17 protein-coding genes and 1 pseudogene are annotated in these 24,943 nt (G+C 51.9%); 8 read left to right on the forward strand and 10 right to left on the reverse strand.

The annotated features are described in order from the left end of the window. Nucleotides 1–65: 65 nt before the first annotated feature. Nucleotides 66–1,475, reverse strand: coding sequence for a porin (locus tag A3OW_RS0102255; protein ID WP_083918118.1), 1,410 nt, complete (start codon nt 1,473–1,475; stop codon nt 66–68). Between the two features lie 292 nt (nt 1,476–1,767). Between A3OW_RS0102255 and A3OW_RS0102260 the strand changes: the two genes are divergently transcribed. Then, complete coding sequence (locus tag A3OW_RS0102260; protein ID WP_020561811.1) at nt 1,768–5,226, forward strand: AAA family ATPase; 3,459 nt, start codon at nt 1,768–1,770, stop codon at nt 5,224–5,226. Between the two features lie 17 nt (nt 5,227–5,243). Here the strand turns inward: A3OW_RS0102260 and A3OW_RS0102265 are convergent, their stop codons facing one another. The 4 genes from A3OW_RS0102265 to A3OW_RS26810 all read right to left on the reverse strand — a co-directional run bounded on the left by A3OW_RS0102265 (nt 5,244) and on the right by A3OW_RS26810 (nt 7,325). Then, entirely contained in the window at nt 5,244–5,519 is a 276-nt protein-coding gene (locus A3OW_RS0102265) for a hypothetical protein (RefSeq protein WP_020561812.1), read from the reverse strand. Nucleotides 5,520–5,834: 315 nt separating this feature from the next. Next, nucleotides 5,835–6,662 carry an OmpA family protein gene (locus A3OW_RS0102275; protein ID WP_020561814.1) on the reverse strand — a complete coding sequence of 276 codons (828 nt, stop codon included), beginning with the start codon at nt 6,660–6,662 and terminating at the stop codon, nt 5,835–5,837. A 22-nt stretch (nt 6,663–6,684) separates the two neighbouring features. Further along, complete coding sequence (locus A3OW_RS0102280) at nt 6,685–7,044, reverse strand: DUF4398 domain-containing protein (RefSeq protein WP_051091844.1); 360 nt, start codon at nt 7,042–7,044, stop codon at nt 6,685–6,687. A 152-nt stretch (nt 7,045–7,196) separates the two neighbouring features. Further along, a complete protein-coding gene (locus A3OW_RS26810) occupies nt 7,197–7,325 on the reverse strand; it encodes a DUF3096 domain-containing protein (RefSeq protein WP_020561816.1) in 129 nt (42 codons plus the stop codon). Between the two features lie 265 nt (nt 7,326–7,590). Here A3OW_RS26810 and A3OW_RS27570 point away from each other — a divergent pair, with 265 nt between their 5' ends. The 3 genes and pseudogenes from A3OW_RS27570 (at nt 7,591) to A3OW_RS26815 (ending at nt 8,760) form a co-directional block, all read left to right on the forward strand. Next, a complete protein-coding gene (locus A3OW_RS27570; RefSeq protein ID WP_157385771.1) occupies nt 7,591–7,809 on the forward strand; it encodes a site-specific integrase in 219 nt (72 codons plus the stop codon). Nucleotides 7,810–8,031: 222 nt separating this feature from the next. Further along, nucleotides 8,032–8,502, forward strand: coding sequence for a hypothetical protein (locus tag A3OW_RS0102295; protein WP_020561817.1), 471 nt, complete (start codon nt 8,032–8,034; stop codon nt 8,500–8,502). A 22-nt stretch (nt 8,503–8,524) separates the two neighbouring features. Continuing rightward, nucleotides 8,525–8,760: pseudogene (locus A3OW_RS26815) on the forward strand (WGR domain-containing protein). A gap of 147 nt (nt 8,761–8,907) precedes the next feature. Here the strand turns inward: A3OW_RS26815 and A3OW_RS0102300 are convergent. Both A3OW_RS0102300 and A3OW_RS0102310 read right to left on the reverse strand, forming a co-directional pair. Beyond that, nucleotides 8,908–10,074, reverse strand: coding sequence for a YncE family protein (locus A3OW_RS0102300; protein WP_026223270.1), 1,167 nt, complete (start codon nt 10,072–10,074; stop codon nt 8,908–8,910). Nucleotides 10,075–10,421: 347 nt separating this feature from the next. Further along, nucleotides 10,422–11,018, reverse strand: coding sequence for a TetR/AcrR family transcriptional regulator (locus A3OW_RS0102310; RefSeq protein ID WP_026223271.1), 597 nt, complete (start codon nt 11,016–11,018; stop codon nt 10,422–10,424). Between the two features lie 391 nt (nt 11,019–11,409). Between A3OW_RS0102310 and A3OW_RS0102315 the strand changes: the two genes are divergently transcribed. Together A3OW_RS0102315 and A3OW_RS27575 are read left to right on the forward strand one after the other, a co-directional pair. Beyond that, nucleotides 11,410–12,264, forward strand: a complete 855-nt coding sequence (locus A3OW_RS0102315; protein ID WP_026223272.1) for an REP-associated tyrosine transposase — start codon at nt 11,410–11,412, stop codon at nt 12,262–12,264. A gap of 140 nt (nt 12,265–12,404) precedes the next feature. Next, nucleotides 12,405–12,524 (forward strand): helix-turn-helix domain-containing protein, encoded by a 120-nt coding sequence (locus A3OW_RS27575; RefSeq protein ID WP_157385971.1) that lies wholly within the window; start codon nt 12,405–12,407, stop codon nt 12,522–12,524. A 551-nt stretch (nt 12,525–13,075) separates the two neighbouring features. On the opposite strand, the gene A3OW_RS0102325 is transcribed toward A3OW_RS27575, so the two are convergent. Further along, nucleotides 13,076–13,666: an exosortase system-associated protein, TIGR04073 family gene (locus A3OW_RS0102325; protein ID WP_020561823.1), complete on the reverse strand. Its 591-nt coding sequence runs from the start codon at nt 13,664–13,666 to the stop codon at nt 13,076–13,078. Between the two features lie 46 nt (nt 13,667–13,712). Continuing rightward, nucleotides 13,713–15,998, reverse strand: a complete 2,286-nt coding sequence (locus A3OW_RS0102330) for a Tex family protein (protein ID WP_020561824.1) — start codon at nt 15,996–15,998, stop codon at nt 13,713–13,715. 737 nt (nt 15,999–16,735) lie between these two features. Here A3OW_RS0102330 and A3OW_RS0102340 point away from each other — a divergent pair. Both A3OW_RS0102340 and A3OW_RS26185 read left to right on the forward strand, forming a co-directional pair. Further along, nucleotides 16,736–19,813, forward strand: a complete 3,078-nt coding sequence (locus A3OW_RS0102340) for a transglycosylase domain-containing protein (RefSeq protein ID WP_232422313.1) — start codon at nt 16,736–16,738, stop codon at nt 19,811–19,813. A gap of 778 nt (nt 19,814–20,591) precedes the next feature. Next, entirely contained in the window at nt 20,592–22,718 is a 2,127-nt protein-coding gene (locus A3OW_RS26185; RefSeq protein WP_020561828.1) for an EAL domain-containing protein, read from the forward strand. A 156-nt stretch (nt 22,719–22,874) separates the two neighbouring features. Here the strand turns inward: A3OW_RS26185 and A3OW_RS0102355 are convergent, their stop codons facing one another. Continuing rightward, nucleotides 22,875–24,866 carry a diguanylate cyclase domain-containing protein gene (locus A3OW_RS0102355; protein WP_020561829.1) on the reverse strand — a complete coding sequence of 664 codons (1,992 nt, stop codon included), beginning with the start codon at nt 24,864–24,866 and terminating at the stop codon, nt 22,875–22,877. Nucleotides 24,867–24,943: the final 77 nt, after the last annotated feature.

Below are 24,943 nucleotides of genomic sequence, written 5' to 3' on the forward strand. Positions count from 1 at the left end.
TATCGATTCAAAATCAAGGGGCAATTGGAGGCAAGTAAAGAGAATAAGATTAGCCTGCGAAGAAGTTAAAAATTTACGATTACGTCCGACGATATTATGTATTGACTGCTCTTTGCTCCATTATCGAAAGCTTGCCAGCCGTCGCTATGGTCATAGCGAATACTAGGCCTAAGATTCAACCAGGGCCAGGGTTTCCAGTTTGCGCCGAGAGAAACGGCATAATAATTAGCGGCCTGACTCGGCACTGTCGGATGTCGGGCCGGAGTCCCGACCCGTATGCCATCGTCATCACGAAACCATTCCAGGCGAAGACCTAGAATGGTTTCTTTGGAAAGATCGTAAGTTAAATAAGTCAAAAAACCATACCATTCTGCGCCGGGATTTTCATGGCTTTTGCCATGCCAGCCGTAGTCATGTTGCACAGTAAGCTGCCAGCGATCGTCTATCTTCTGTTTTACAACAGTGCTGAATAAATTGACGTCCTGGGAAGGTGTATCGCTCAAATAACCATGGGAACCGCTAAAATCCACTGACGTGCCGGTCTCGAGAAATGCCCAATTGATGCTGCCTATGAGCCCCCAATTTTCTAATTTATGTACAAAAGTGCCGTCCCATCCGGCATAGGGGCTACCTGTGACGGCTCCGACTTTTAAGCCGAGAGAGTCGTTTATCGCATAGCTGGCCAATATCCCGGTATGAGAAAATGGCTCTCCAAATTGCATGGCATAAGAGTGTGAATAAAAAAAATTTTCCGGCGCCATTACCGACTCATAACCAATCAAGGTATAAAATTCGCCTACCTTGACTCGCAGTCCTCGGCCAACCGGAGCAAAAATTTCCAGATAGGCCTGCGGGAAAGCGATACCGTAAATGCCTTGGTTCACTAAATGAGCGTCCCAATGCTTGCCCGGATCGCCCATTGAACGAGTGTAATAGGCATCGCTGCCGAATATAAAGTCCAACCTTCCGCCTATACTCCACCGCTCGGGCTCTCCCGAAGCGTGGCGTTCCAAAAAATGATAAAACTGATTTAGTTGCAGTTCGTCGGATCTATCCGAAAATCCTAGCGTACCGTTGAAACGGTCATTCGGCTGGTTAGTGTTATAAGTGACGCCGGCGTTCAACCAGCCTCCCCAATTCAACTCCATTTGTTCGAACAAGGACCATTGGTTAGGATTGTGTTCGGGGAATAGTTCAAACAACCCGGATGCGTTAGCCAGCGACGACGCTTCGGCGGCCACAAAAAGCTGTTGAATCAAAATAACTTTTAGCGATATCTTAAGAAACTGGCCTGATTTTAAAGGCTTTATTAAGTATGAAACAACCCAACTGGAGTAAGAACAAATGAAGGTCCATGGCTTCTTCGGGATATTATCCGAAAATTCTGAAAAAGATCGGGTTCGCACCGCGAGAGAGCCCCTGTGGCCTCTTTCCGCAGAAAATTGATGGCTATTTCCATACGGCGTCTTGTTCATTGATTGGCTCTTTGAAGTGATTCACGAAGTCCACAAGCAAGCTGTAGCGTAAAAAGATAAAGATTCTTAAAAGTATCGAATCGCTATTATAAAAATATTGTCGGTATTTTCCAAGCAGACCGTGGCAGTCCGTAGAAATTAGTCATGGTGATTCTTAATATGTACCGGTTTTTCTTGGCCGGTGTTTTCTCGGCTGCTCCTAGCCTGTATCATGTAAGCATTTTAAAAACGTGTACCCAGGTATGTGCCCAATGCTCGAACATGAAAGACGCCTGCATACTAACGACAAGATATGAAGATACTCAGCATTCATTTCAAAAACATCAATTCACTGGAAGGCGAGAATCGCGTCAATTTCGAACAGTCTCCGTTTACCGATACCGGCGTGTTCGCGATTACCGGTCCCAACGGATCGGGCAAGACCAGCATTCTGGATGCGATCACCCTCGGCTTGTACGGCGAGACTTTCCGTTTCGACCGGCCGGCAAAGCATGTCATGACCCAGCATACGGCCGAGTCTTTTTCCGTGATCGAATTTGCCCTGGGGGAGAACAAATACCGTTCGAGCTGGCGGGTGCAGAGGGAAGCGGAGGATCCGGCGGGCGAGTTGCTGCCGCCGGAAATGAGGCTGGCCTATCTGAACGGCGCCGAAGAAATATTGGCCGAATCGCCGCCGGAGGTCTGCGCCAGGATAACCGAGCTCACCGGCATGAATTTCCGCAACTTCACCCGTTCGGTGCTGTTGGCGCAGGGCGACTTTGCCGCGTTTCTGAATGCTCTCGACAGCGAACGGATGGATATTCTGGAAAAAATCGTCAGTTCCGACATTTATGAAGATTATAAAAGGGAACTCGTCGACAAAGTGGCCCAGGAGAAGCGCCGGCTGGAACTGCTGGAGCAGGACTTATCCCTTATCCCCCTCATGGACGCCGAAGCACTGGAAGCGTCCGGGCACGATCTGGACGATTTCACCGAACAATACGATAACTTACAGTCCGAATTCAACAAGCTGAAGCAGCAACAAGCATTGCTGCACAACATAAGCGCCTTACAAGACCGGAAGCGCGCCCAGGAAAACGATCTTCGGACCATGGAAGGCCGCATGGCGGCCATTCAGGAAAAACTGACAAGGATCGCTTCCTCCGGGGAGGCGTTGAATTACCGGGAGGACATCGCCGCAATCGATCAGCAAAGCGGGCTGATAGAACAGAGTCAGGCGGAACTGGGCGCCTTCCGGGACGAGCTTCGGCAACTGGAACAGTTGTTTACCAGTGCCGGCATCGATAGAACCGCACCGGCAGGACTTCAAAACAAATCGGTCGCAGGGCAGCAGCAAGCGATCGGCGACGCCAGGTCCGAGCTCGGCCAACTCGATTCCGCCCGGTATTCGGCAACGATGCTGCTGGAATCGCTGGCCAATCAGATCAACGGCAAGCAATCGGCGCTGTCGGAAGTGGCGGCCTGGCTGGAAGCTCATGCGGCGGATGAGCCGCTGCTGGCCAATTTCCCCGAAACCGCCCAATTGAAACGGCTCAGGGCGGAACTGGCCGACTTGACGGCAAGGCATACAGCGCTCGCGCAACGGTCAAAACATACGATTTCTTCATTGAAAAACCAGAAATCGTCGATCGAAAAAGAAAACGAAAAGCTCGCTCGTTTAAAGCTCCAGTTGGATTCGGAGATCGAATCGTTAAAGGAGTTTTCGCAGGAAAAGCCGATCGAGGAAATCGAGGAACTGCGCGTCGAGCAGCAGGAACGGGTTCAGTCCTTCAAGGAGTTGACGCAACTGGCGCTGGCTTATCGAAAACTGGTGGGCCAGGGTTCGAGTTTTTTCGGTCTGTTCAAGGGCAGGAACGCCGGCCGCCACGAGTCGGGCGAACTTGCCGTCGAACTGGAACAACTGTGGGAGACCATTAAACGCGAGGAAAACATCCGGCAGGTTCTGGATGCCGCGGTGGCTCGAGAAGCGTTGATGCGGCGAATGAGCGCCGAACGGCATATTCTGGTCGACGGCAAACCGTGTCCTTTATGCGGCTCTCTGCAACATCCTTATGCTTCGAAGCCACCCGCCGTAGGCGACTCGCAACAGGCTTTGGCGGATCAGCAGGCAAAACTCAGAGCGCTTCGCATTCATGCCGACAAGCTCGAGCAGCAGTTGAAAATCACTCAAAAACACGAGGAGCTGGATCAGGCGAGCCGTTTGGAAGCGCAGCAGATCAATGCGCGATGGATCACCTTGTCCAACCGCCTCAATATCCTGACGCCGGATCTTAATATCGATAACGTCAAACTGATGCAGCAATTGCTCGCGGCCGAAGAAAAAGACTTGAAGGACATCACCTTTCTGGCGGCAAAATGCCGAAGCAAACAGGCCGGTATCGAAAAATTAAAGGCTACGATTACGCAAAGCACCGGCTTGCTCGAACAACTGCAAGGCGGTCTGCAAAGGCTCGAGTCCGAAAAGGGAGAACAGGCGTCCGCGGAGTTGGAGGCCCTGGCTGCCCAGTTGACCCAATGCCAGCAGCAGGAAAAGGAACTGGCCGTCAAAGTCGAGGAGCAGGTGAAAGCTCTGGGCGAAAAAATGCCGGGCAAAGGCAAGGAAGACATGTTCTTCGACCGCTTGAACAGCCGCCGCCAGGAATACCATGGTCATGTTCTGCGCCGCAAGGAACTGAACGATGAACTGGAGTTTCTGAAGGCCAGGGAAGCGGCGACCCGGGATGAACTGAACGCGGTCCACGCCAAGCTCGACCGCAGCCGCGATCTGCTGAAAAACGAAGAGATCATCGGCCTGCATCTGGCGCTGATCGAAAAACAGCATTTGATTGCCGAGCAACAAAAACGGATTTCCGCTCAGGAAGCCGAACTCGCCGCCCTGCAAAAAGCGTTGCTGGAAAAAACCCGGGACACTCCTTTCGCTACGGTAAACGGATTAAGGGAAACTCTGGAATTGTTTCCGTTGCAGCCTCAATTGGAGCAGGAAAAGACCCAATTGACGCTGGCGATTTCCTCGATCACTGCGGAACTTGAAAAAACCGGGATGGACTTGGCCGCCGAAAAGGTTTCGGTCATGACCGAACTCAATCTCGACGAAATCAATGCGCAACTGAAAAGCGTCTCCGAAAAGATGGAGATTTCCCGTTTCGAAATCCGGCGCCTGGAATCCGTCATCAAGGAGCAGCAACGGTATCGGGAAAAATACAACGCCATTTCAGATTTGCTGGAAGAACAACAAAAATTGACCCGCCAGTGCCAGGCCGAAGCCGATCAATTGACTTCGGGCAGCGGCATGGAGTTCCGGCGCCGCGTTCAAGAGCGCATGATCGAACGTTTGTTGTCGCAAACGAATGCCGTTCTGGAAAAAATCAGCGGTCGCTATTATCTTCGGAAAATGCCGAGCGAGCAGGGACTGGCTCTGGAAGTCGAGGATACGTTCCAGGGCAACGTCCGCCGTTTGCCGAAGACATTGTCCGGAGGAGAAAGCTTTATCGTGAGCCTGGCTCTGGCGCTCGGATTGTCGGAGATGGCCAGCAACGGCAAATCGGTCGATTCCCTGTTTCTGGACGAAGGGTTTGGCGCTCTCGACGCCGAAAACCTGTATACCGTCATCAGCACACTGGAAAGCCTGCGCAGCCACGGCAAAACCGTGGGAGTGATTTCTCATGTCGAAAGCGTGCAGAAACGCTTTAAAGCGCAGTTGCAGGTCGTCAAAAAGCCGAATGGGATGGGCATGCTGAAAAAGGCTTCCTGATCCGTGCGGCTCTCCGCTCAAGGATGCACGCCGCCGTCCGTTTTTTGGGTCCAAAACATGCACCAGCCTTCCGGGCTGATTTTTCCTTCGACAAGATGGCAGGTGTCGGGCGCGACAAAATGCAGACAAAGATCACATTTCTGGTCGCCTTTGGGCTGGTTCTGGTATTGGGCTTGCGCCTTGCTGATTCCGCCTTGGGACTGAGCCTGGCCGAAACGGGGCAGGCACAGGACGCAGCCGGTGGCCAGCAATCCGCGCAGAACGGCACGGCGTGAATGATTGTGCTCTGGCATATAAAATTCCTCCGGTCGATGGCTCAAAAAAGGAAGAGCTTCAGTGACTATGGCAAATCTTCTTTGAATAAGTTCAAGGAACCGGCTTAAGGCAATCGGATGGGTTTTTTTGTTCTCTCGAATTTTATTATTGTGACCGCTCTTCGGATTTTGGATAGCCGTCGCGGGAAGTTTTTGATGGGGAAGGTTCTAACGCTTGTAATGCCCTTCCTGAGGAATCTTCAGAGAGGCGGCGCCGCCACGGAAACCCCAATGCGATTATTGAAGAAGTCTAAATCCGCGGCAGCCGTCATCCCGATGGTTTAAGCCTCTGCCTCAACAGGTTGCGGTTATGGTGCAGTCTCTCGCCGGGGAAGCGGGCATGGTGGCCGGCGTTGTCGCGGTGGCGGTGTCCGTAATGGTGACGTCGACCCGACGGTTTTGCTGGCGTCCGGATGCAGTTGAATTCGTGGCGACCGGGAAATTTTCACCCATGCCCTGAACGCTGATCCGATTGGGAGCGATGCCGTTGCTGACCAGAAATTCCATGACGGCATCGGCCCGCATCCGGGAGAGTTGCGCATTATAATCCGCAGAGCCCTGACTGTCGGTATGCCCTTCGATTTTCACCATGGTTTCCGGATGCTCTTTCAGATAGTCGACCAGTGGATAGATTTTCTGAAGACTGCCCGGTTTGAGCACGGCTCGGCCCGTGTCGAACAGGACATCGCCCAAGGTCACCAGAATGCCTTCCGGGACTTTTTTGGCTTTCAGTTTCTCGATTTCCGCTTCTCTGGCTTGAAGGCGAATCTGGTCTTGCTGATTTCTTAATTCTTCATAGGCTCGTTTCGATGCCGTCTGATCGGCCTCAGCGCGCGCTAAATCCAGTTTGAGCATGGTCAGATAGGAAAGATGCGACGTCTCGTGGAAATCTTCGTCTTCTTTCCAATTCTCTTCGGCTTGCCGCAGCAGTTGTTGTGCGGCAAGCAAATCCGCCGGTGCATCCGCTTTGATCTCGGGATCGTTTGCCGCCTGTCGATAATCCGCTTGCGCTTCCTCAAGCCCTCTGTGGTGAGGGGTGGCGCAAGCCGTCAGTAATACCGTACCCAGGATCAGCAAGATCCTGACCGATACGAAAGGTCGAAATATAATTTGTGGTTCCATGATAAACCTCCGGATGAGTCGATTATTGGCTTGAGTTTTCTCTCGAAGCTTCCTGTTTCAACGCTTCGATCGTCTTTCTCATATCCTCCAGTTGCTTGGCCTGTTTTGCCGCTTCGGTTTTGGCGTTGGCCAGCATGGCTTCGGCCAGGGCTTCTTCAGCCAGGCGGCCGGCTTCCTTATTCTCGTCTTCATCGACCTGTTTATGCGCCTGATTCAGTTTGGCACGAGCGCTGCTCAGGAGTTCGGGCTCATAGGCTGCGGCTCCGGCCCGGTCTGCGTTCGAAATGGAAATTTCGGCCTTCGAGATCGTTTCTTTCGGCGGCGGCGTCGAGGCGCATCCGGTTATAAACGACAGTAAGCTCGCCAATGCTGTTGATGCCATTCCGATTCTCAAAAACGTGTTATCTGTAAACATAATGCGCACCTTTTGTTGATCCTGGGATTCACGTGAATCCGTTTTGTGCAATGGGTTGAATGATCTTTAATTGTTTGTAATGGAGACCTGTATTTTTTGAATTTGACCTTCCGGTAAAATTACCTGATCATGCCTAAAACCCCGATAATGATGAGATAAATGGCAATGATGTAATTGAGCAAAGCAGGGCGAATCAGAATCAGAATCCCGGCTAACAGCGAAAGAAGAGCATTGGCATTGACATACATACGGTTCCCTCTCGGTTCGGAAGATGGGCCGGACGGACTGCCTGAACAGGTCCCGGTTTAAAACAGGGCAAATTCGAACTTCTGTTCAGACCATGACGTTGAGTATCGAATTTACGCCCGTCGTCTGGCGAAAACTATCGATCGCCTTAAAATTTATACTTATTGTTGAATTACCAACGGCTAATGTCGGTACGGTAGCCAACATAAAAAGGATCGTGACCGGAAGGCGTACCCAGACTATGGAAAGCCACGGGTGAAACGAGCAATGAGACGAACAGGCGGCATATTAGGAAGCCATCCTAAATCGATGCGAGTGATCGGGAAGGGCAACAAAGAGCGGCAGGTGCCGTTGCCGGAAGCCTTCGGGCAGGTGCTGGCATTGTCGACCGTCGGCAAGACGCCCGACGAATACCTGTTCGCCAAGCAATCTGGCGGCAAGCCGTCCGCGGGGTGTATGCGACGCGGGCTTATCTGTAGAAACTGATCAACAAGACCGGCGCTCAGAAGAAGGTTACGCCGCATAAACTCAGGCCCACCTATGCGACTCGCTTGCTTGAAAAGGACGCGCAGTTGGTCGGCATCAGGCGTTGCTTGGGCACGAAAGCATCGCGACGACGCGGATTTACACCCATGCGGAGCAGGAGCGGCTTAGTAAATTAGTGGCAGATATTTAAATTTTAAACTTTAAATTCCAAGGACATTCGATATGGGCAAAGCCAGTCGCAATAAACGCGTAAAAAGACAACAGGTCGCTCAGCTTGAGAAATACGGCGGCGTTAAACTATCTGCAGCCCTGATTGATATCTGCGAACCTTACGATTTCGACGATTTATCACTGGATGACTATAAAAAACTGATAATGATGGGTATCGCCGCCTGGAATATAGCCAATCAGCCGAAAGAAAAACGTGCCGAACGGATGCTTGGGTTTCTCGAAAAAATGCCGGGGTTAAAGGACGAGTTAGAAATGGATTTAGAAGCGATTATCAACGAACAAAAGGAACTACCCGCATCCATGGCGATATTGCAAATGCTGACGACCTTGATGCGGCGAAAAGAGGAGCTCTATCCAAACGATGATCGAATTGTGACGGATTACAAGCTAACGGAAACGGCAACAAAGCGGCATCTATCCGTGTCATCGATAATCCCTGACACAACTCGGCAGTTGCATTAACAAATCGGCGAGGGGGCGAGTCATGGACCCTATTTACCTGGAACGCCACGATCCTAAGCAAAACTTGCACCGGTTTTGCCAGATTCACGTTGTACCAGGGATATTCGGAGATTGGGCTCTGATCCGGGAGTGGGGAGGGTAGGTTCGCCTGGGACTTTGCGGAAGGATTGGTTTGAGAGCGAGGAAGAGGCAGTGGCTGCCGGCGAGAAGCTGACCGATTCTAAAAGGAAAAAAGGATATCGGTTCAGAATTGGATGATTGTCCGGAAAATTAGGAATTTTCGGACAATCATTCATCTCTCGCTTAGAACCGGAAAAACGGCCATTCGGGATCGCTCATTCTGCCCTCTCTTATTGAGCTTCTTTTTTGTAGAGGAATTTCCGGACGTTATTTTTGGGCGGCTTCTTAATGCGCATCATCCGTATGCCATGGTGGCAGCATGTAAATGTCATGAGGCTTTAAACCCATCTTTTTCAGCGTATCGATACTGGTTTTCTTCGCCATTTTCTGAAGATCGATCACGGTAATCGAGCTATCGTCCATTTCGGGTAAATTTAAAAAATTGTTTTGTACGAATGCATATTGCTCATCGGGTGAAAAGACGACATGATGCGAGCCAGCGGCGGTTGGGATTGATTTCAACAGCACAGGTTTTGCTATGGATTGGCCGCTAATGTCGAAAATATTCAAAGCGCCTGGCTTTGCGGTGGTGACGTATAACCGATCGTGCGCTCGGTTAAAATAAATTTCTAAAGGAACGCCTTGCTTGATTTCCGAAAAATCATAAATGGGCTGAAAATCAAACGTATCAGTATTGGCTTGCCATGTCGCTTTCCATAATTTGCCTCCGAACAGGGTAATGATATAAGCCAGCGGTGGATTCGCATGCGGCACGAATACCGCTTCTACCGGCGCAGAACCTGAAGGGCTGGGTTGGTCGGACAATTTATGCGTGGACAGCACTTTACCGCTCGCCGCTTCGATGACGGTGACGGTTTCACCGGGATCCTTTAGGTCCGACGGACGCACGGTGCTAGTAACGATTAGCCGATTGATATCTTCTTGCAGCCCAATGCCGTGGGGGTACCGAATAAAGGTCTCCGGCCCATTGGCAGCAATGACCTGTTTGACTTTATCCGTCTGCGCATCGCCGACGATCACATTGTTCGATCCCATACAGGTGAGATACCAGGTTTTTTGGTCTGCGGTGAACGCCATGTCTTCTCCGACCTCACACTCAGGCACATCCAGTAATTTAATGGTGTACGGCGTACGCTTCATGTCGATCACGCGCAAGGCACCATTGCCCAGGGCGGTGATATAGGCCTTGCTTAAATCCTTGTTGTAAAAGAAATGATGGGAAACCGTATCCGGCGGTAAAGGCAGATCGGTTAAGATTTTTCCGAATTGCGGCGAATCAGGATCTACATCAAGGATCGCAATGCCTTCCCGGCGCGGAGTGCTGCCGGGCTTGCTGTCGTAGTTCACCATGGCCAATATTTCGGCATGGGCCATCGTTGAAGTAAGCAGCAACAGACTGCACAGGGTCTTTACGATTGTTTTCTGGATTATTGTCATGGCTCATTTGAATGTCGAAATTTAAAAAATGCTCATTTGCAAGCGGTTACAAACTCGCTATTTAACTCGCTTAAACTTCCGCTGTTGCCGGTCGATGCCGAGTTTTATCTGAGAAATTCGATTGCTCGAATCCCTGCTTTCTCAGCACTTCTTTTGACCGTCGCTTGGCCTGAGGCAATAGAGACGCCATAGGCTTCAAGAAAGCCCAAGCCATTTTGGAAATCCTCTATCATTCCTGGGCGGCTAAAGCATCCTCGTTAAAAATGCCCGTCGATCATGTCATTGGACATAGTCATTTCCTCCTGAAATGGCGAAGGGTAGGGTGCTGCTTGTTTTTAAGATCATGCTTTAAACAAGCCTCCCAATAATTCGTCGTAGCACTGTTTTAAAGGCTCGGTGGAGTGTTCGATTTTCATGCGCAACAACGCCCCTTGCCAGGCATTTATCCAAAGATCTGCCATTTCCCGTGCGGGTTTGTCGGCGCGAATCGAACCTTCTCTTTGAGCGCAACTTAAAGCGAGCTCCCAAGCATTACGATAACTGTCTAACGCGGTCTTCAGGGCCATTCGGCAGACACCACTGGTGTCACCGACCTCGCCCATTAAATTTCCTAATAAACAGCCCCCCTTGAATTCGATGGCTTCCAGTTCTCTCATGGTTTCTTGAACATAACGCTCCATGGCCCCGAGAGCATTGCCTTCGGATTGTTCCAGATAACTTTGCAACCGTTCCACGTAGGTCGCTATGTAGTGAGTGATTGACGCTGCTGCAAAGTCTTCTTTACTGCTGAAATAGCTGTAAAAAGAGCCTTTAGGAATTTGTACGGCATCAAGAATCTCTTTTAGCCCTGTTCCATGAAAGCCCTGGAGCATGAGCAAGGAGACGCCTTGATTGAGTAAATTTTCACGCTTGGTTTGTTTTTTAGTAATCTTTTGCATGTGTGTAATATACGACCGGTCGTCTATATTGTCAAAAAAAATAGACCGGTCGTCTTTTTTATTCAGTCCATTTATCCCCTCGTTTTTAAGAGATAAGGATCGATGTTTAATCCTCAAAGTCACCTTCTGATAAACGCTAACTTTCTGTTATAACTCTAATTCTTATAACTATGTCTCGAAACTTATCTTTGAATAACCCATGTTGCGAATGAGTTTTCGGAGGCTTTTTGCTCGTCGGTTATGCCTGCGTTTTCAAGCAAGACCAAAATTCCGCCCTGCAACTGATGCGCTGAAGGCGGCAGGCTGTGAAAAGCTATTTGTCGAAAAAGCCTCCGGCAATCAACGGGGTCAGGTCTTGCAATCCAACATTTCTTCACTATAATTTCTTTCTATGGCAAGACCCTTACGCATAGAACTCTCAGGTGGCCTTTATCATGTCACCTCACGCGGCGACAGGCGCGAGGCCATCTTTTTCTCCGATGACGATCGGTTAGGCTGGCTGGATTTGCTCGGACAGGTTTGTTCCCGCTTCAACTGGATTTGCCATGCCTATTGTCTGATGACCAATCATTACCACATCGTCATTGAAACGCCGGAAGGCAACCTGGCGCAGGGCATGCGGCAACTGAACGGCGTCTATACGCAGATGACCAATCGCATGCATGGACGAGTCGGTCATGTGTTTCAGGGACGATACAAGGCAATAATGGTGGAAAAAGACAGTTATCTGCTGGAGTTGGCGCGCTATGTGGTGCTCAATCCGGTACGGGCCGGCATGGTCAACGATGTAGATGATTGGCCGTGGAGCAGTTATCCAGCAATGATCGGGTCACTGCCAACGCCGGACTGGTTACAGACTGATTGGCTATTAGGCCAGTTCGGCAGGCAGCGCAATCGTGCCCGGGCCGGCTATATCGATTTTGTGCGTGCAGGTATTGACCTGCCCAGCCTCTGGGACAAACTGCAGGGCCAGATTTATCTCGGCGACCAGGCTTTTGTCGCCCGCATGCAGTCCGTGCTGGCAAAGGATGAGGCGCTACAGGAAATCCCCCGTGTGCAACGCCGGCCTGTTGCCAAGCCGCTGGCTGAATATCGATTCGAGTATGCGCATGCCCTTCATGTTGGCATGGCACTGGCTTATCTTTCAGGTGATCATTCAATGAAGGCTATTGCCGAGGTATTCGGGGTGCATTATGCAACGGTCAGTCGGGCCGTCAAAGCATATGAACGGAATCACGGTAAATGATTGGCCTGCAGACATACTGAGCCAAGAGCTTCACACCAAAAAATGTTGGATTGCAAGACCTGACCCCGTTCTTGAGACCTGACCCCGTTCTTGCTCTTGCTGAATATCGATTCGAGTATGCGCATGCCCTTCATGTTGGCATGGCACTGGCTTATCTTTCAGGTGATCATTCAATGAAGGCTATTGCCGAGGTATTCGGGGTGCATTATGCAACGGTCAGTCGGGCCGTCAAAGCATATGAACGGAATCACGGTAAATAATTGGCTTGCAGACATACTGAGCCAAGAGCTTCACACCAAAAAATGTTGGATTGCAAGACCTGACCCCGTTCTGTTGACCCCGTTCTTGTCTTTGGACGCGAAAGACCTCGGGGCCGCCAAAATAATACTGTTCGACCCTGAGATTAGGGTGGAAGCGGTGGTGAAACGTTTTCGTGTATCCTCTTCTTCTACGTTATAACCTCCATCTGCCGAAAGGCAGAGGGGTCATTCAGAAGACCGAGCCATGCTGACACCGGTCGCCTATCTCGAAGCGCGAGGTTCTGCTCGCAATATTCACCGCGTTCTCTCAGTGGTGCCAGACGTCGTTAAATGAGCGCTTACGTTATTTTTGGCCAAATCCTTGGAGAAAAAACCGGAAGAAGGGCTATAAAAAAAGGCCCGGTGCCGGAAACTTGTCGGGCGGGCCTTATTTAGGACGTAGAGCCAAAAAGATCGAAGTCGAATTCTGTATCTGATTTCGCTGGCAAGCAGCCGTTTATTCAATAGAGGCCGGAGAGTGCTGCGGCTCCCCATCGGTTTTAACCATACCCTTATTTCATCATTTCCTTTTTGAACATCATGTCCAGCTTTTTATTGGTATCCTGGGAATTGGGCGGCGGTGGATAGGCAGCCGGCGCCGCGACTTGAGGCACGGCAACCGGCGGTGGCGGCGCCTGTACTTCCGGCGGTTTCACTTCCTGTCTTTCCTGGAGGCGGAACACGTCTCCGTAGGTGGTGTCGACGTCGAAATCGTCCCAGACATAGAGCGGGTAGGCAACGGGTTTGGTCGGCAGAGGGAAGGTGACCAAATCGGCCAATCCGACGGCCAATCGCCCTGCGGTATTTACTATGCCTTTGAATCCTCCGCCGAATATTCCGTAAAAAACATTGCCCTGGTTGGTCGTATTGATGATGTTTTTGGGAATTTCCAACGGACCGGTCAGCATATTGGCGAAGGCGTTCAACGCTTTGGCGCCGACTTCGCTGCCGTAGCTCGGATTGACGGTATTGGTGAAATTCGGTAACTGCGCGGTGCGGGACGGTTGCGAATAGCCGTAATTTTGCTGCATGCTCTGAGCATGCACCGACGCACTGAGTCCGGCAAGAAACAAAGGAACAAAAAAACGATGGAGGCGAATCATATCTAATCCTGCTGCTGGGTTTATTATTAACCGAAGTATAGCAGAGCTATTTTGATTTACCTGTCCGTGCCTTGACAAAGGCGCTGGCCATCGTGCCTTGTATCGGAGCGGGCGATTTCGGCTTGTGTACGGGTTTGGGTTGAGCCGGTCCGGTTTTCTGATTTTCGGAGACGGCGTCTTTTTTCATGGATAATGAAATGCGATGGCGTTCGATGTCGACTTCCAGAACTTTTACCTGCACGATATCGCCGGTTTTGACGACGTCGCGCGGATCTTTAACGAAGGTGTCGGCCAAATGGGAGATATGCACCAAGCCGTCCTGATGCACGCCGATGTCGACAAATGCACCGAAATTGGCCACATTGGTAACGACGCCGTTCAAGGTCATTCCGGGTTCGAGATCGGAAATTTTTTCTATCCCCGCTTTAAACTGAACGCTGGTAAATTCGGGCCGGGGGTCGCGTCCCGGCTTTTCCAGTTCCTTGATGATGTCGGTAACGGTCGGCAGTCCGAAATGGTCCTGGATGTAGCGGGCTGGATTCAAACCGCGTAAAAAGCCGCTTTGGCCGATGAGTTCGCGGATCGATTTACCGGTATCCTGCAAAATGGCTTCCACCACCGGATAGGCTTCCGGATGCACCGCGGAAGCATCCAGCGGATTGTCGCCGTTGACGATGCGTAAAAAACCGGCGGCCTGCTCGAACGCTTTTTCGCCGAGCCGGGGCACTTTTTTCAATTGCAGGCGGTTCTTAAAGGGACCGTATTCGTTACGGAAGGCCACGATGTTTTCGCTGACGCTCTGGGACAGGCCGGAAACCTGTTTTAACAGGGGAACCGACGCGGTATTGACGTCGACGCCGACGGCATTCACGCAGTCTTCGACAACGGCGTCGAGGCCCCGGGCCAACTGCACCTGGTTGACGTCGTGCTGGTATTGACCGACGCCGATCGCTTTGGGCTCTATTTTGACCAGTTCGGCCAGCGGATCCTGTAGACGTCTGGCAATGGAAACCGCGCCCCGCAGGGAGACGTCCAGGTCGGGGAATTCTTTGGCGGCCAGCTCGGAGGCCGAATAGACCGAGGCGCCGGCCTCGGACACCATCATTTTATTGAATTTGAGTTCGCCGTGCCGCTTTTGCAGATCGTTGACCAACTGTTCGGTTTCGCGCGAGCCGGTGCCGTTGCCGATACTGACCAGATCGACCCGATGCCGTGCGATCAATCTGGCCAGGGCCGCGATCGACTCGTCCCATTGTTGACGCGGAGGATGAGGATAAACGGTGTCGGTGGCCAGTAATTTGCCGGTGGCGTCGACCACCGCCACCTTGACGCCGGTGCGGATGCCGGGATCGAGCCCCATCGTGGCCTTGGCGCCGGCCGGAGCGGCCAATAGCAGATCCCGCAAGTTGCTCGAAAATACCCGGATGGCTTCCATTTCGGCCGCCTCGCGCAATTTCATTTTCAGGTCCAGATCGATTCGGGTGAATAACTTGATCTTCCAGGCGAGTCTTGCCGTCTCGGCCAGCCAGGCATCGGCCGGACGGGTGGCGTCGGCGATATCGAGAGGGCCTGCGGTTATTTTGGCGCAGAGGTCATGTTCGTATTGATCGTCTGAGCCGGGCTTGAGCGTCAGGGCCAGCAAGTCTTCATTGCGGCCCCGGAACAACGCCAGGGCTCGATGGGAAGGAATTTTATTGATGGCTTCCCGATAATCGAAATAGTCTTTGAATTTGACCGCTTCCTGTTCTTTTCCCGGCACGACCGTTGCCTGCAGAATACCATTTTGCCAGACGCGCTCGCGCAGTTCGGCCAACAATTCGGCATTTTCGGACAGCCTTTCCATAAGGATTTGTCGGGCGCCTTCGAGTGCGGCCGCCGTGTCGGCCACCCCTTTGTCGGCATCGACATAATCGTTCGCGGTGAGTTCGGGAATCAGGCTGCGATCGTTCAAAAGAGCGTCCGCCAGCGGCTCAAGTCCCGCTTCACGCGCCATCTGGGCCTTTGTCCGGCGTTTCGGCTTGTAGGGCAGGTACAAATCCTCCAGAAGGGTTTTGGTGTCCGCTGCCAGAATGGCATTCTCCAGTTCCGGCGTCAGTTTGTCCTGGCTGCGAATGCTGTCCAGAATGGTGCCGCGCCGATCGTCAAGTTCACGCAGATAGGATAAACGCTCCGCCAGGGTTCTTAATTGAGTGTCGTCCAGGCCGCCGGTGACCTCTTTGCGGTAGCGCGCGATAAAGGGAACGGTGGCGCCTTCGTCGAGCAAGGCGACCGCGGCTTCGACCTGTTTGTTTTTAACGGATAATTCTTCGGCAATACGTTGGATAATGTCCATTTTTCGATCAATCTTTGGGTTAATAAGGAAGTGTGCAAAAACCTTGGCGGTCGTCGATGGCCTCGATCCGAATTTCACTCCGGAGAGAGAAGGATGAGGCAGATTGAGTTTTTAAAGGGACATTGTAACAGTAAGTCAGACAGAGAGAATTCTGTTTGGAAGAAGAGCGTTCAGGCCTCCTCCTTTCGGGAAGAACGTTCGCCACCGGTTATACGCTGCGTCTTGGGAAGGCGATGAGACGGGATCGCGCTAAAAAAACAGGTTTGCCCGGCCGACCGTCAGAAACTGTCCGTCCGGATTCGAAATCTGAAAAAATCGATGGATTTCCCCGCTTCTTCAATGAGATGGACGCACCGATCCGGCGGAGCAACACACCGTACCGTCCGTAGGAAACGGCTCTATTGAATGCCTTATTCCGATTCTTAACTATACTGAGCGTAAATCCGGTCTTGCCCGGTTTAATACGAAATTAAGCTTTGGAAAATAAATTGAACTTTATTCCATGTAGGTGCCCGAAACCTGTAGCTCTGATATATCGTCCGGATTTTGATATAATTAGCCCAGATTAATGGTTGCTTACCTTTGCCGCATGGATTGGCTCTTTCCATAATCCCATTGTTCTCTTTGGCAACCACAATAGAAGGAAAAACACTTGAAAATGACGGTTCGGCTGCATTTCAATCTTATGCAGCATCAACAGATGCATTATCCGGCTCATGGGTTCGATTGCGATGCGAATGAATAGAACTGTTGTCGGAGTCTTGCTGTTAGGGTTGGTCACGGGAGTTACTGTTTTTGCCATCGTTCTGACCGTATTCATTAAAGAAGAAGTTCATACTTCCACATATCAATCGCGGTATCTTTCCGAAATCAGCAAGCAGTTGAGCTTCAAGCTGGAGCCCGGAGCCAGTTCGTCCATTCGCTATCCCGAATACGGCCCTTACGATCAGCGGCTCGGGTATACTTTGCTGCCGGATGCCATCGATCGTCTGCATAAAGCAGGGTTCGGCATTACCGCCCAGGCCTCTTCGTCGCCCATGATGACGCAACTGGTCGATAACGGCCTGTTCAACATCTATCGGGAAAAAACTCAGGCCGGACTTCGCATAGTCGATCAGTCCGACCGGGTGATCTTCAGCAATCTTTATCCTTACCACGGTTATCCCAGTTTTGAAGCCATTCCGCCGCTGGTGCTTTATACGCTGCTGTTCATCGAAAACCGGGAGTTGCTCGACGACTCCCGCAAGAACGTGAACCCCGCGGTCGAATGGGACCGGCTGGGTTACGCCAGCCTGCAGATGGTGGCGAACAAACTGGGCGTGACCGACAACGTTCCCGGCGGCAGCACGCTTGCGACCCAGATTGAAAAATATCGCCATTCCAGAAACGGATACACGAATTCGATCATCGACAAGTTCAGGCAAATGAGCAGCGCGTCGGTTCGGGCCTATTTATTGGGACCGGATACTCGGCAAATGAGGCGCGAAATCGCTTTGGCCTATCTTAACTCGATGCCGCTATCCGCCACTCCGAAAGCGGGAGAAGTGCATGGGCTGGGAGACGGCTTGATGGCCTGGTTCGGAGCCGATTTCGACAAGATCAATCGGCTGCTCGGTCCCGGCGCCATCAATTCGGGAGAACGGGTTACCGAGGAACAGGCCGTAGCGTATCGGCAGGTATTGAGCATATTGCTGTCGCAGCGGCGCCCTTCTTATTTTTTGGGGCCGGGCTATCCGGCGCTGCAGACGCTGACTAACAGCTATTTACGCCTGCTGGCGGAGCAGGGAGTGATTTCCAACTCGCTCAGGGATGCTGCCTTGCAGGCATCAACGGTCCGGCCTCAGCTTGCCGTACCGACGCCCGCAGTGTTCATGACCGAGAAAAAAACCCAGGCGGTTCTAAGGACTCGTCTGGCCAAAGCGTTAAACATCAAAACCATCTACGATCTGGACCGGCTCGATTTGACCGTAAAAACTACTCTGGATTTCGATACCCAACAGGCCGTCACTGCGGCGCTTCGCCGCCTGAACGATCCGGCCGAGGCGCGGGCGGCCGGCATTCTGGGCTTTCGATTGCTCAATGACAACGTCGATCTGACGCCGGTGGTTTACAGCTTGATGCTGTTCGAGCGAAGCGAAAGCGGCAATTTACTGCGGGTGCAGACCGACAACTACGATCAGCCCCTTGACATCAACGAAGGCATTAAACTGGATTTGGGCTCAACCTCAAAGCTCCGAACCATGGTGCATTATCTGGAGCTGGTTGCCGACGTCCATCAACAGTACAAGGATCGACCTGTCCAGGAACTCAAGCAGATCGAGCTGCATCCGCGCGATTACATTTCGGAATGGGTGATCGGCCAGCTCAAGGCTCAGCCGGGCATCCACTTGGAAGATTTGTTGAATCAGGCTCTGGACCGGCGTTTTTCGGCCAGTCCCGGCGAGTATTTTTTTACCGGCGGCGGTCTGCATCATTTCAATAATTTCGACAAGAGCGAAGATTCGAAGATCATGTCGATCCGGGACGCCTTGCGCGATTCGGTCAACCTGGTATTTATCCGGCTGATGCGCGAGATCGTATATCATCATTTATACAAGCCGGAAGGCCTGGCCCGCTGGCTGGAAAATCCGGATGATCCCCGGCACAAAGAATATCTGGCCCGTTTTGCCGATCTGGAAGGACGAGTTTATTTGCGACGCTTCTTCGCGCGCTACCAGGGCAAAAGCGAGGAAGAAATGTTGGCCCTGGTAGCCAAAAGGGTCCAGGCGAAGCCGTCGCGAATGACCATGCTGTACCGGGCGATTTTTCCGGACCGCGACTGGAGCCGGCTTAACGACTTTTTGAAAGCCTACGTCAGTAAAGCCGTCCTGGCCAAGGAGGACGTCTACGGATTATACGAAAAATATTCGGTGGATAAATTCGACTTGCAGGACCAGGGATTCATTACCAAAATTCATCCGTTGGAGCTATGGCTGATCGGCTATCTGTCGAAACATCCCGATGCCACCCGCGAAGAAGTGATGGCGGCCAGCGAGGGCAAGCGTCAGGAAGTGTATCGTTGGCTGCTCAAGGGCAAGCGGCGGGGGTCCCAGCAACGCCGCGTGATGACCTTGCTGGAGGCGGATGCTTTTAAGGAGATTCACAAGGCCTGGCAAAAGGTCGGTTATCCGTTCAGCCGGCTGACGCCGTCCTATGCCACTTCCATCGGAGCTTCGGGCGACCGTCCCGTGGCTTTGGCCGAGCTGTTGGGAATTATCCAGAACGAGGGCGTGCGTCTGCCGATCGTGCGGTTTGACCGGCTGCATTACGCGGAAGCGACGCCGTACGAAACCCTGCTGGATAAATCGGCGGATAAAGGTGAACGCGTGTTCGCTCCGGAAGTCGCCAGGGCGGCTCGGGGCGCTCTGATCGGCGTGGTCGAGGGAGGAACGGCGTCTCGTCTTAGAGGGGCTTATTCCGAAGCCGACGGCAAACCGATGGTGATCGGCGGTAAGACCGGAACGGGCGACCACCGCCAGCAAGTCTGGGGCGAAGGACACCGCTTGATCGAATCCAAATTCATCAGCCGTGCCGCCACCTTTGCGTTTTTCCTGGGAGACCGTTTTTTCGGCGTCATGACCGCGTACGTGGCGGGCGAGCAAGCGGAAAAATACCACTTTACCAGTTCGTTGCCGGTGCAGATCGTCAAATTTTTAAAACCGACGCTGACTCCGTTGTTGAATCGTCCCGTCCGGAAAGAAGGGGAGCCGAATCCTTTTTCAAAGGTGACGGTGGCCGCTTCCGGGAAAAATGCTATCGCGCAATTGGTGCCTTGATTTAGATCGTCATGGCAGTATCGCCGTTGCCAAGACCGGGCAAACAGGCCGGTTGGAGCTAAAATTCATATGTTGACGGGAAAGAAGTAGGTGCAAGCTTTCCCCAGTCATAACGGCTTTAAATCGTCTGCCTTTGTGCCCGAGGTCGCCGAATCCCGGCATTTCACAAGATTTTGCTGTCAGGGAAAGAAATCCGAAATCATGAAAATCCGGGCCCTGGCTGGCAGTTTCGAATACTCGACTGGATCGAACTTGATTCCGATAATTTCGGTCCGGCCGCTTGCCCGAATTGAAGATTCGAAAAAATCGATCAACTGTTTTCTATTTGATTATGATGTGCCGTGTTAGCGCCATGGGAGGAAGCTAATGACGACGTCCGAATTCGGACTTTCATCTTCAATCAACTATAAACGCGAGCGCTTGCATCGTCATCATTATGGGCATAGACTTTTTTACTCAATGCGATTCCCACTCCGATAAAATGCGCGGTTCCTGACTGGTTTAAGGCAGAGATAAAAGGTCCCTAAACGATACCTGTAAGTTTTTGATGGGAATAATCATAAAGATCATGCAATCGATACCCCGAACGCAATGGTTTCTATTAAACCATCCAAGGATTGGTCGTCGGGGACTCGGCGGGCATCTGGTCTCCGTTGTCGTCGTTGTACTTGCGTTCGCAGCAAGCGGGCCTGTTCAGGCAACTGACGACGATCAATTATTTAATCGCCTCGCCGTCGATTCATTCCCCGTCATTCCATCGCATAACGGCATACTCATTGTGGGCAGTGAACAAGACTATCCGCCTTTCTCCACCGGCATGACCGATGAAACCGCCGGCGGGTTTACCGTTGACTTATGGAAATCCGTGGCGGCAGAAGTCGGCTTGAAATACTCGATTCACGTGCGTCCTTTCCGTCAAATACTTAAGGAGTTCAAAGAGGGAAAGGTCGACGTGTTGATCAACCTTGCCCGTTCCAGGGAGCGCAGTCTCTTTGCCGATTTCACCGTACCTCACGTCATAGTGCACGGCGCCATCTTTGTTCGCAAGGGCGAAACGGGTATTCGTTCTGAGAAAGATTTTGCCGGAAAGTCCCTCATTGTGTTGAACGCCGACCTGGCGCATGACTATGCTGTAAGCAAAGGTTGGGGAAAACAACTGATATTGGTGGATACCTCCGCAGAAGGGATGAATTTGCTGGCATCGGGCAAGCATGATGCCATGTTGCTGAGCAAACTGGCCGGACAGCAGACACTGCAAGCCTTGAAGCTGACCAACGTCGAACCGCTGAAGGTCAAAGCGGGGTTTTCACAGAAATTCGCCTTTGCCGTACCGAAAGGACAATCCGAGTTGTTGGCTTTGATCAACGAAGGACTGGCGCTGACCAAAGCTAACGGAAGATACAACGAACTGTACGATAAGTGGTTCGGCGTTTACGAGCACAAAGAAGACGGACTGAGCGATCTGCTGGGCTATCTTCTGCCTTTGACCGGTATGTTTCTGACCATTACCGGATATTTATATTATCGGCGGCAACTTTTGTTCACCGACATTACTCAAATGAGAGAACATCAGGAACAGCTTGAACAATTCGCCCATTATGATGCCTTGACCGCTCTGCCCAATCGCGTGCTGTTGGCCGACCGCCTACAGCAGGCCATGATTCGGAACATGCGTAACAATACGTCGCTGGCGGTGGTTTTTTTGGATCTGGACGGTTTTAAGCAGGTCAACGACAAGCACGGCCATAATCTGGGCGACCAACTGCTGGTTGCCCTCACGCATCGCATGAAGGACGCGCTGCGGGAAGGCGATACGCTGGCCCGCTTCGGCGGTGACGAATTCGTCGCGGTGTTGGTCGATTTGGAACGACCGCAGGATTGTCAACCGGTGCTGTCGCGTCTGCTGGAAGCAACGTCTGCCCCGGTAACAATTGACGATATGGTGCTGCAGGTTTCGGCCAGCCTGGGCGTCACCGTCTATCCCCAGGACAACGCGGATGCCGAGCAACTCATGCGCCATGCCGACCAGGCCATGTACCAGGCCAAACAAACCGGCAAGAATTGCTACCATTTGTTCGACGTCGATCACGATGTCGCGGTAAAGACACGGCATGAGAGTCTGGAACACATCCGCCACGCGCTTGAACGGAGCGAATTCGTGCTTTATTACCAACCCAAGGTGAACATGAGAACCGGCGAGGTGATCGGTGCCGAAGCTTTAGTTCGCTGGCAACATCCCGAGCGTGGCTTGCTGGCTCCTGCGGTCTTTCTGCCCATTATCGAGAATCACTCAATTATCGTGGAACTGGGTGAATGGGTGATTGATTCGGCACTGGCTCAGATAGCAGAATGGAATATCGCGGGGCTGGACGTTGAGGTCAGCGTCAACATTGGCGCTCGTCAGTTGTTGTACGGCAATTTCGAGTCCCGCCTTGCCGAGCTACTGGCCGGACATCCGGGTGTTCGGCCGAAAAATCTGGTATTGGAAATTCTGGAAACCAGCGCGTTGCAGGATATTACCCAGGTATCCAGATTCATGCACGCTTGCCGGGACATGGGCATATGTTTTGCCCTGGATGATTTCGGCACCGGTTATTCTTCGTTGACTTATCTCAAGCACCTGCCTGCCGACATAGTCAAAATCGATCAAAGCTTCGTACGGGACATGATCGATTACCCCGACGATCGAACCATCGTCCAGGGTGTAATAGAACTGGCCAAGGCATTCCGTCGGTCCGTGATCGCCGAAGGCGTGGAAACGATCATGCACGGAGAGGTATTGCTGTCTCTGGGATGCGACCAGGCGCAAGGCTACGCTATCGCTCATCCGATGCCGGCGGCGGAAATCCCCGGATGGATAGCCAGTTGGCGCCCCGATGCAGCCTGGACGGCTAATGCCGCTTAGGTCGACAAAGTAGGGTTCGGGAATCAGGCTTGACGGCTGCCGCCCTGGCTTTTGCCGAAGGCGGCCGGTATCAAGCTGTTTGCAACAAAACGCATTTCGTTACGGGCAATAACCGAAATTATGGCCGCCCGGCACTGTTCAATAAAGGTTTTCGAGCTATCGGGCGCCGCTCGGCACGAACGAAAATCCCAAGCTTTTCTTCTTGGCATGATACATTGCCGAATCGGCTCTTTTGATGAGGGCTTCGCAGTTCTTGCCGTCATCGGGATAAACGGCGATGCCGATGCTGACGCCCAGATTGATCAGTTGTTCACCCAATATGAAAGTATCCCTGAGCGTATTGATGATCTTCTTGGCGACCAGCACGGAGGCCTCCTTGTTGGTTTCGGGCAGTAACAGGGCAAACTCGTCGCCGCCGAAACGCGCCGCGACGTCGGAGTCCCTAAGCGCCGTCAGCAGCCTTCTTGACGCTTCCTTAAGAATCTCGTCCCCCGCCGTGTGACCCATCGTGTCGTTGATGCTTTTGAACCGGTCCAGATCGAGAAAAAGCAGGGCAAAGGAGAGGTTTTTCCGCAAGGTGAGATTAATCGATTGTTGCAGGCGATCCATGAACAGCCGCCGATTGGCCAGCCCGGTCAGTTCGTCGTAATAGGACAACCAGATCAAATGATCGGCCGCTTCCTTGCGGGCCGTGATTTCATGCATGACGCCGTCCACGCCAATGCACATGCCGTAATCGTCGTAAATCGGTGAATCGTTTACCTCCAGCCAGTGGACGCGCCGTTGGGAATCATATACTTCTATTTGATAGGGTGGATTCGGAATGCCCTGGGTGCAATCTTCCATATATTCGTTGACCTTGAGATTGGCCGGATCGTCGGTCAGATAGTCCCGGTAATGGAGCATGAACTCTTCCGGAGTGTAGCCGAGGATGTGGGTAACCGACGGACTGACATAAGTAAATGCGCCTTCGCAATCGTATTTATAGAAAAAATATTCGCTGCTCTGGCTCTCGATCAGGCTGCGGAACGTATTCTCGTTGGAAGTCAATTCGGCGCTGCGGCTCAATATCAGACGCTCAAGATCGCTTTGCAACTGCTTGACGATCAGATTGGCGTTTTCAGCTTCGACGTTCGCCAGTTGAATTTTCTTGTTTTGCTGCCGGACCTTGATCAGTAATAACAATAAAATCAGCAGGAAAATCTGGGAAGAATTGGGAGAATACCAGGAGACGTCATTATCCGCCGCAGGTTTTACCGGTTCCAGGATCGGCTTGGGCGGCGGTACGGGCTCCGGTTGTTTGGCCGGCGTCACCCACTTGGCATAAATGGCGTTCATTTGTTTCTCACTGATCGAATCCAGTCCTTTCTGCAGAATGGTCGCCAGGATGGGCCAGTCTTTGCGGACCGCGATGCTTTCGTCGGTGCTGTTTCGATCGTAAAAATCGGCCAGTTTGACGTTATCGACCTGATATTTTTCCTGTAGATAATTGGCCGTGGCCATAAACACGATGGCGGCATCGATTTTTTGTTGATCGACCAATTTGATCCCTTCCAACATGGTGTCGACAAAATAAGGCTTGATCGACGGAAATTCCTTGATCACTTCATAGCCGTATTGATAACCCTTTCTTAAGGCGACTTTTTTACCGGCCAGGTCGGAGCGGTCGTTTACCGAAGGTTTGTTTTTATTGGTGACGATGACCAGGGATTTTTTGATGTACGGTTTGGTAAAGTCGAACCAGAAACTGCGTTCCGGCCGGTTGACCATGGTGGCGACCACGTCGATTTTCTGTTTTGCCGCCGCTTTGTAGAGCGCGTTCCAGTTGGTGCTCGGATGGGGTTGAAATTGAATGCCGAGATTTTTGCCGACGGCGGCAAGAATATCGACGGCGATGCCTTCAAATTGGCCCATATCGTTGACAAAACTGTACGGCGGCAACGAACTGTCGAAAGCAATCCGGATGGTTTTATGGGCGGCCAGCCAGGATTTTTCCCTGGCAGTCAACTTGATACCTTGCGTCGTTTTTTCCTGAGGGACATGGACGTTCCTCGCTTCAGCATGGGTCACACTGGATAAGCCAATTGAAAAAAACAACGTAATCAAATGGATCGTTAATTTGCCGCGGGAAAAATAATGCGACTTCATTTTGACATTCATTCTGAATAGGAGATTAATTGAAACCCTTATGGGAACATTCAACATTTTTATTCGGGTTTACTATC

This window comes from Methylosarcina fibrata AML-C10 (assembly GCF_000372865.1).
Lineage (GTDB): Bacteria > Pseudomonadota > Gammaproteobacteria > Methylococcales > Methylomonadaceae > Methylosarcina > Methylosarcina fibrata.

What these genes read in the sequence shown, in the direction of transcription:
- A3OW_RS0102255 (WP_083918118.1), bottom strand. Translation starts at nt 1,475, where the DNA reads ATGAACAAGACGCCGTATGGAAATAGCCATCAATTTTCTGCGGAAAGA.
- A3OW_RS0102260 (WP_020561811.1), top strand. Translation starts at nt 1,768, where the DNA reads ATGAAGATACTCAGCATTCATTTCAAAAACATCAATTCACTGGAAGGC.
- A3OW_RS0102265 (WP_020561812.1), bottom strand. Translation starts at nt 5,519, where the DNA reads ATGCCAGAGCACAATCATTCACGCCGTGCCGTTCTGCGCGGATTGCTG.
- A3OW_RS0102275 (WP_020561814.1), bottom strand. Translation starts at nt 6,662, where the DNA reads ATGGAACCACAAATTATATTTCGACCTTTCGTATCGGTCAGGATCTTG.
- A3OW_RS0102280 (WP_051091844.1), bottom strand. Translation starts at nt 7,044, where the DNA reads ATGGCATCAACAGCATTGGCGAGCTTACTGTCGTTTATAACCGGATGC.
- A3OW_RS26810 (WP_020561816.1), bottom strand. Translation starts at nt 7,325, where the DNA reads ATGTATGTCAATGCCAATGCTCTTCTTTCGCTGTTAGCCGGGATTCTG.
- A3OW_RS27570 (WP_157385771.1), top strand. Translation starts at nt 7,591, where the DNA reads ATGAGACGAACAGGCGGCATATTAGGAAGCCATCCTAAATCGATGCGA.
- A3OW_RS0102295 (WP_020561817.1), top strand. Translation starts at nt 8,032, where the DNA reads ATGGGCAAAGCCAGTCGCAATAAACGCGTAAAAAGACAACAGGTCGCT.
- A3OW_RS0102310 (WP_026223271.1), bottom strand. Translation starts at nt 11,018, where the DNA reads ATGCAAAAGATTACTAAAAAACAAACCAAGCGTGAAAATTTACTCAAT.
- A3OW_RS0102315 (WP_026223272.1), top strand. Translation starts at nt 11,410, where the DNA reads ATGGCAAGACCCTTACGCATAGAACTCTCAGGTGGCCTTTATCATGTC.
- A3OW_RS27575 (WP_157385971.1), top strand. Translation starts at nt 12,405, where the DNA reads ATGGCACTGGCTTATCTTTCAGGTGATCATTCAATGAAGGCTATTGCC.
- A3OW_RS0102325 (WP_020561823.1), bottom strand. Translation starts at nt 13,666, where the DNA reads ATGATTCGCCTCCATCGTTTTTTTGTTCCTTTGTTTCTTGCCGGACTC.
- A3OW_RS0102330 (WP_020561824.1), bottom strand. Translation starts at nt 15,998, where the DNA reads ATGGACATTATCCAACGTATTGCCGAAGAATTATCCGTTAAAAACAAA.
- A3OW_RS0102340 (WP_232422313.1), top strand. Translation starts at nt 16,736, where the DNA reads ATGAATAGAACTGTTGTCGGAGTCTTGCTGTTAGGGTTGGTCACGGGA.
- A3OW_RS0102355 (WP_020561829.1), bottom strand. Translation starts at nt 24,866, where the DNA reads ATGAAGTCGCATTATTTTTCCCGCGGCAAATTAACGATCCATTTGATT.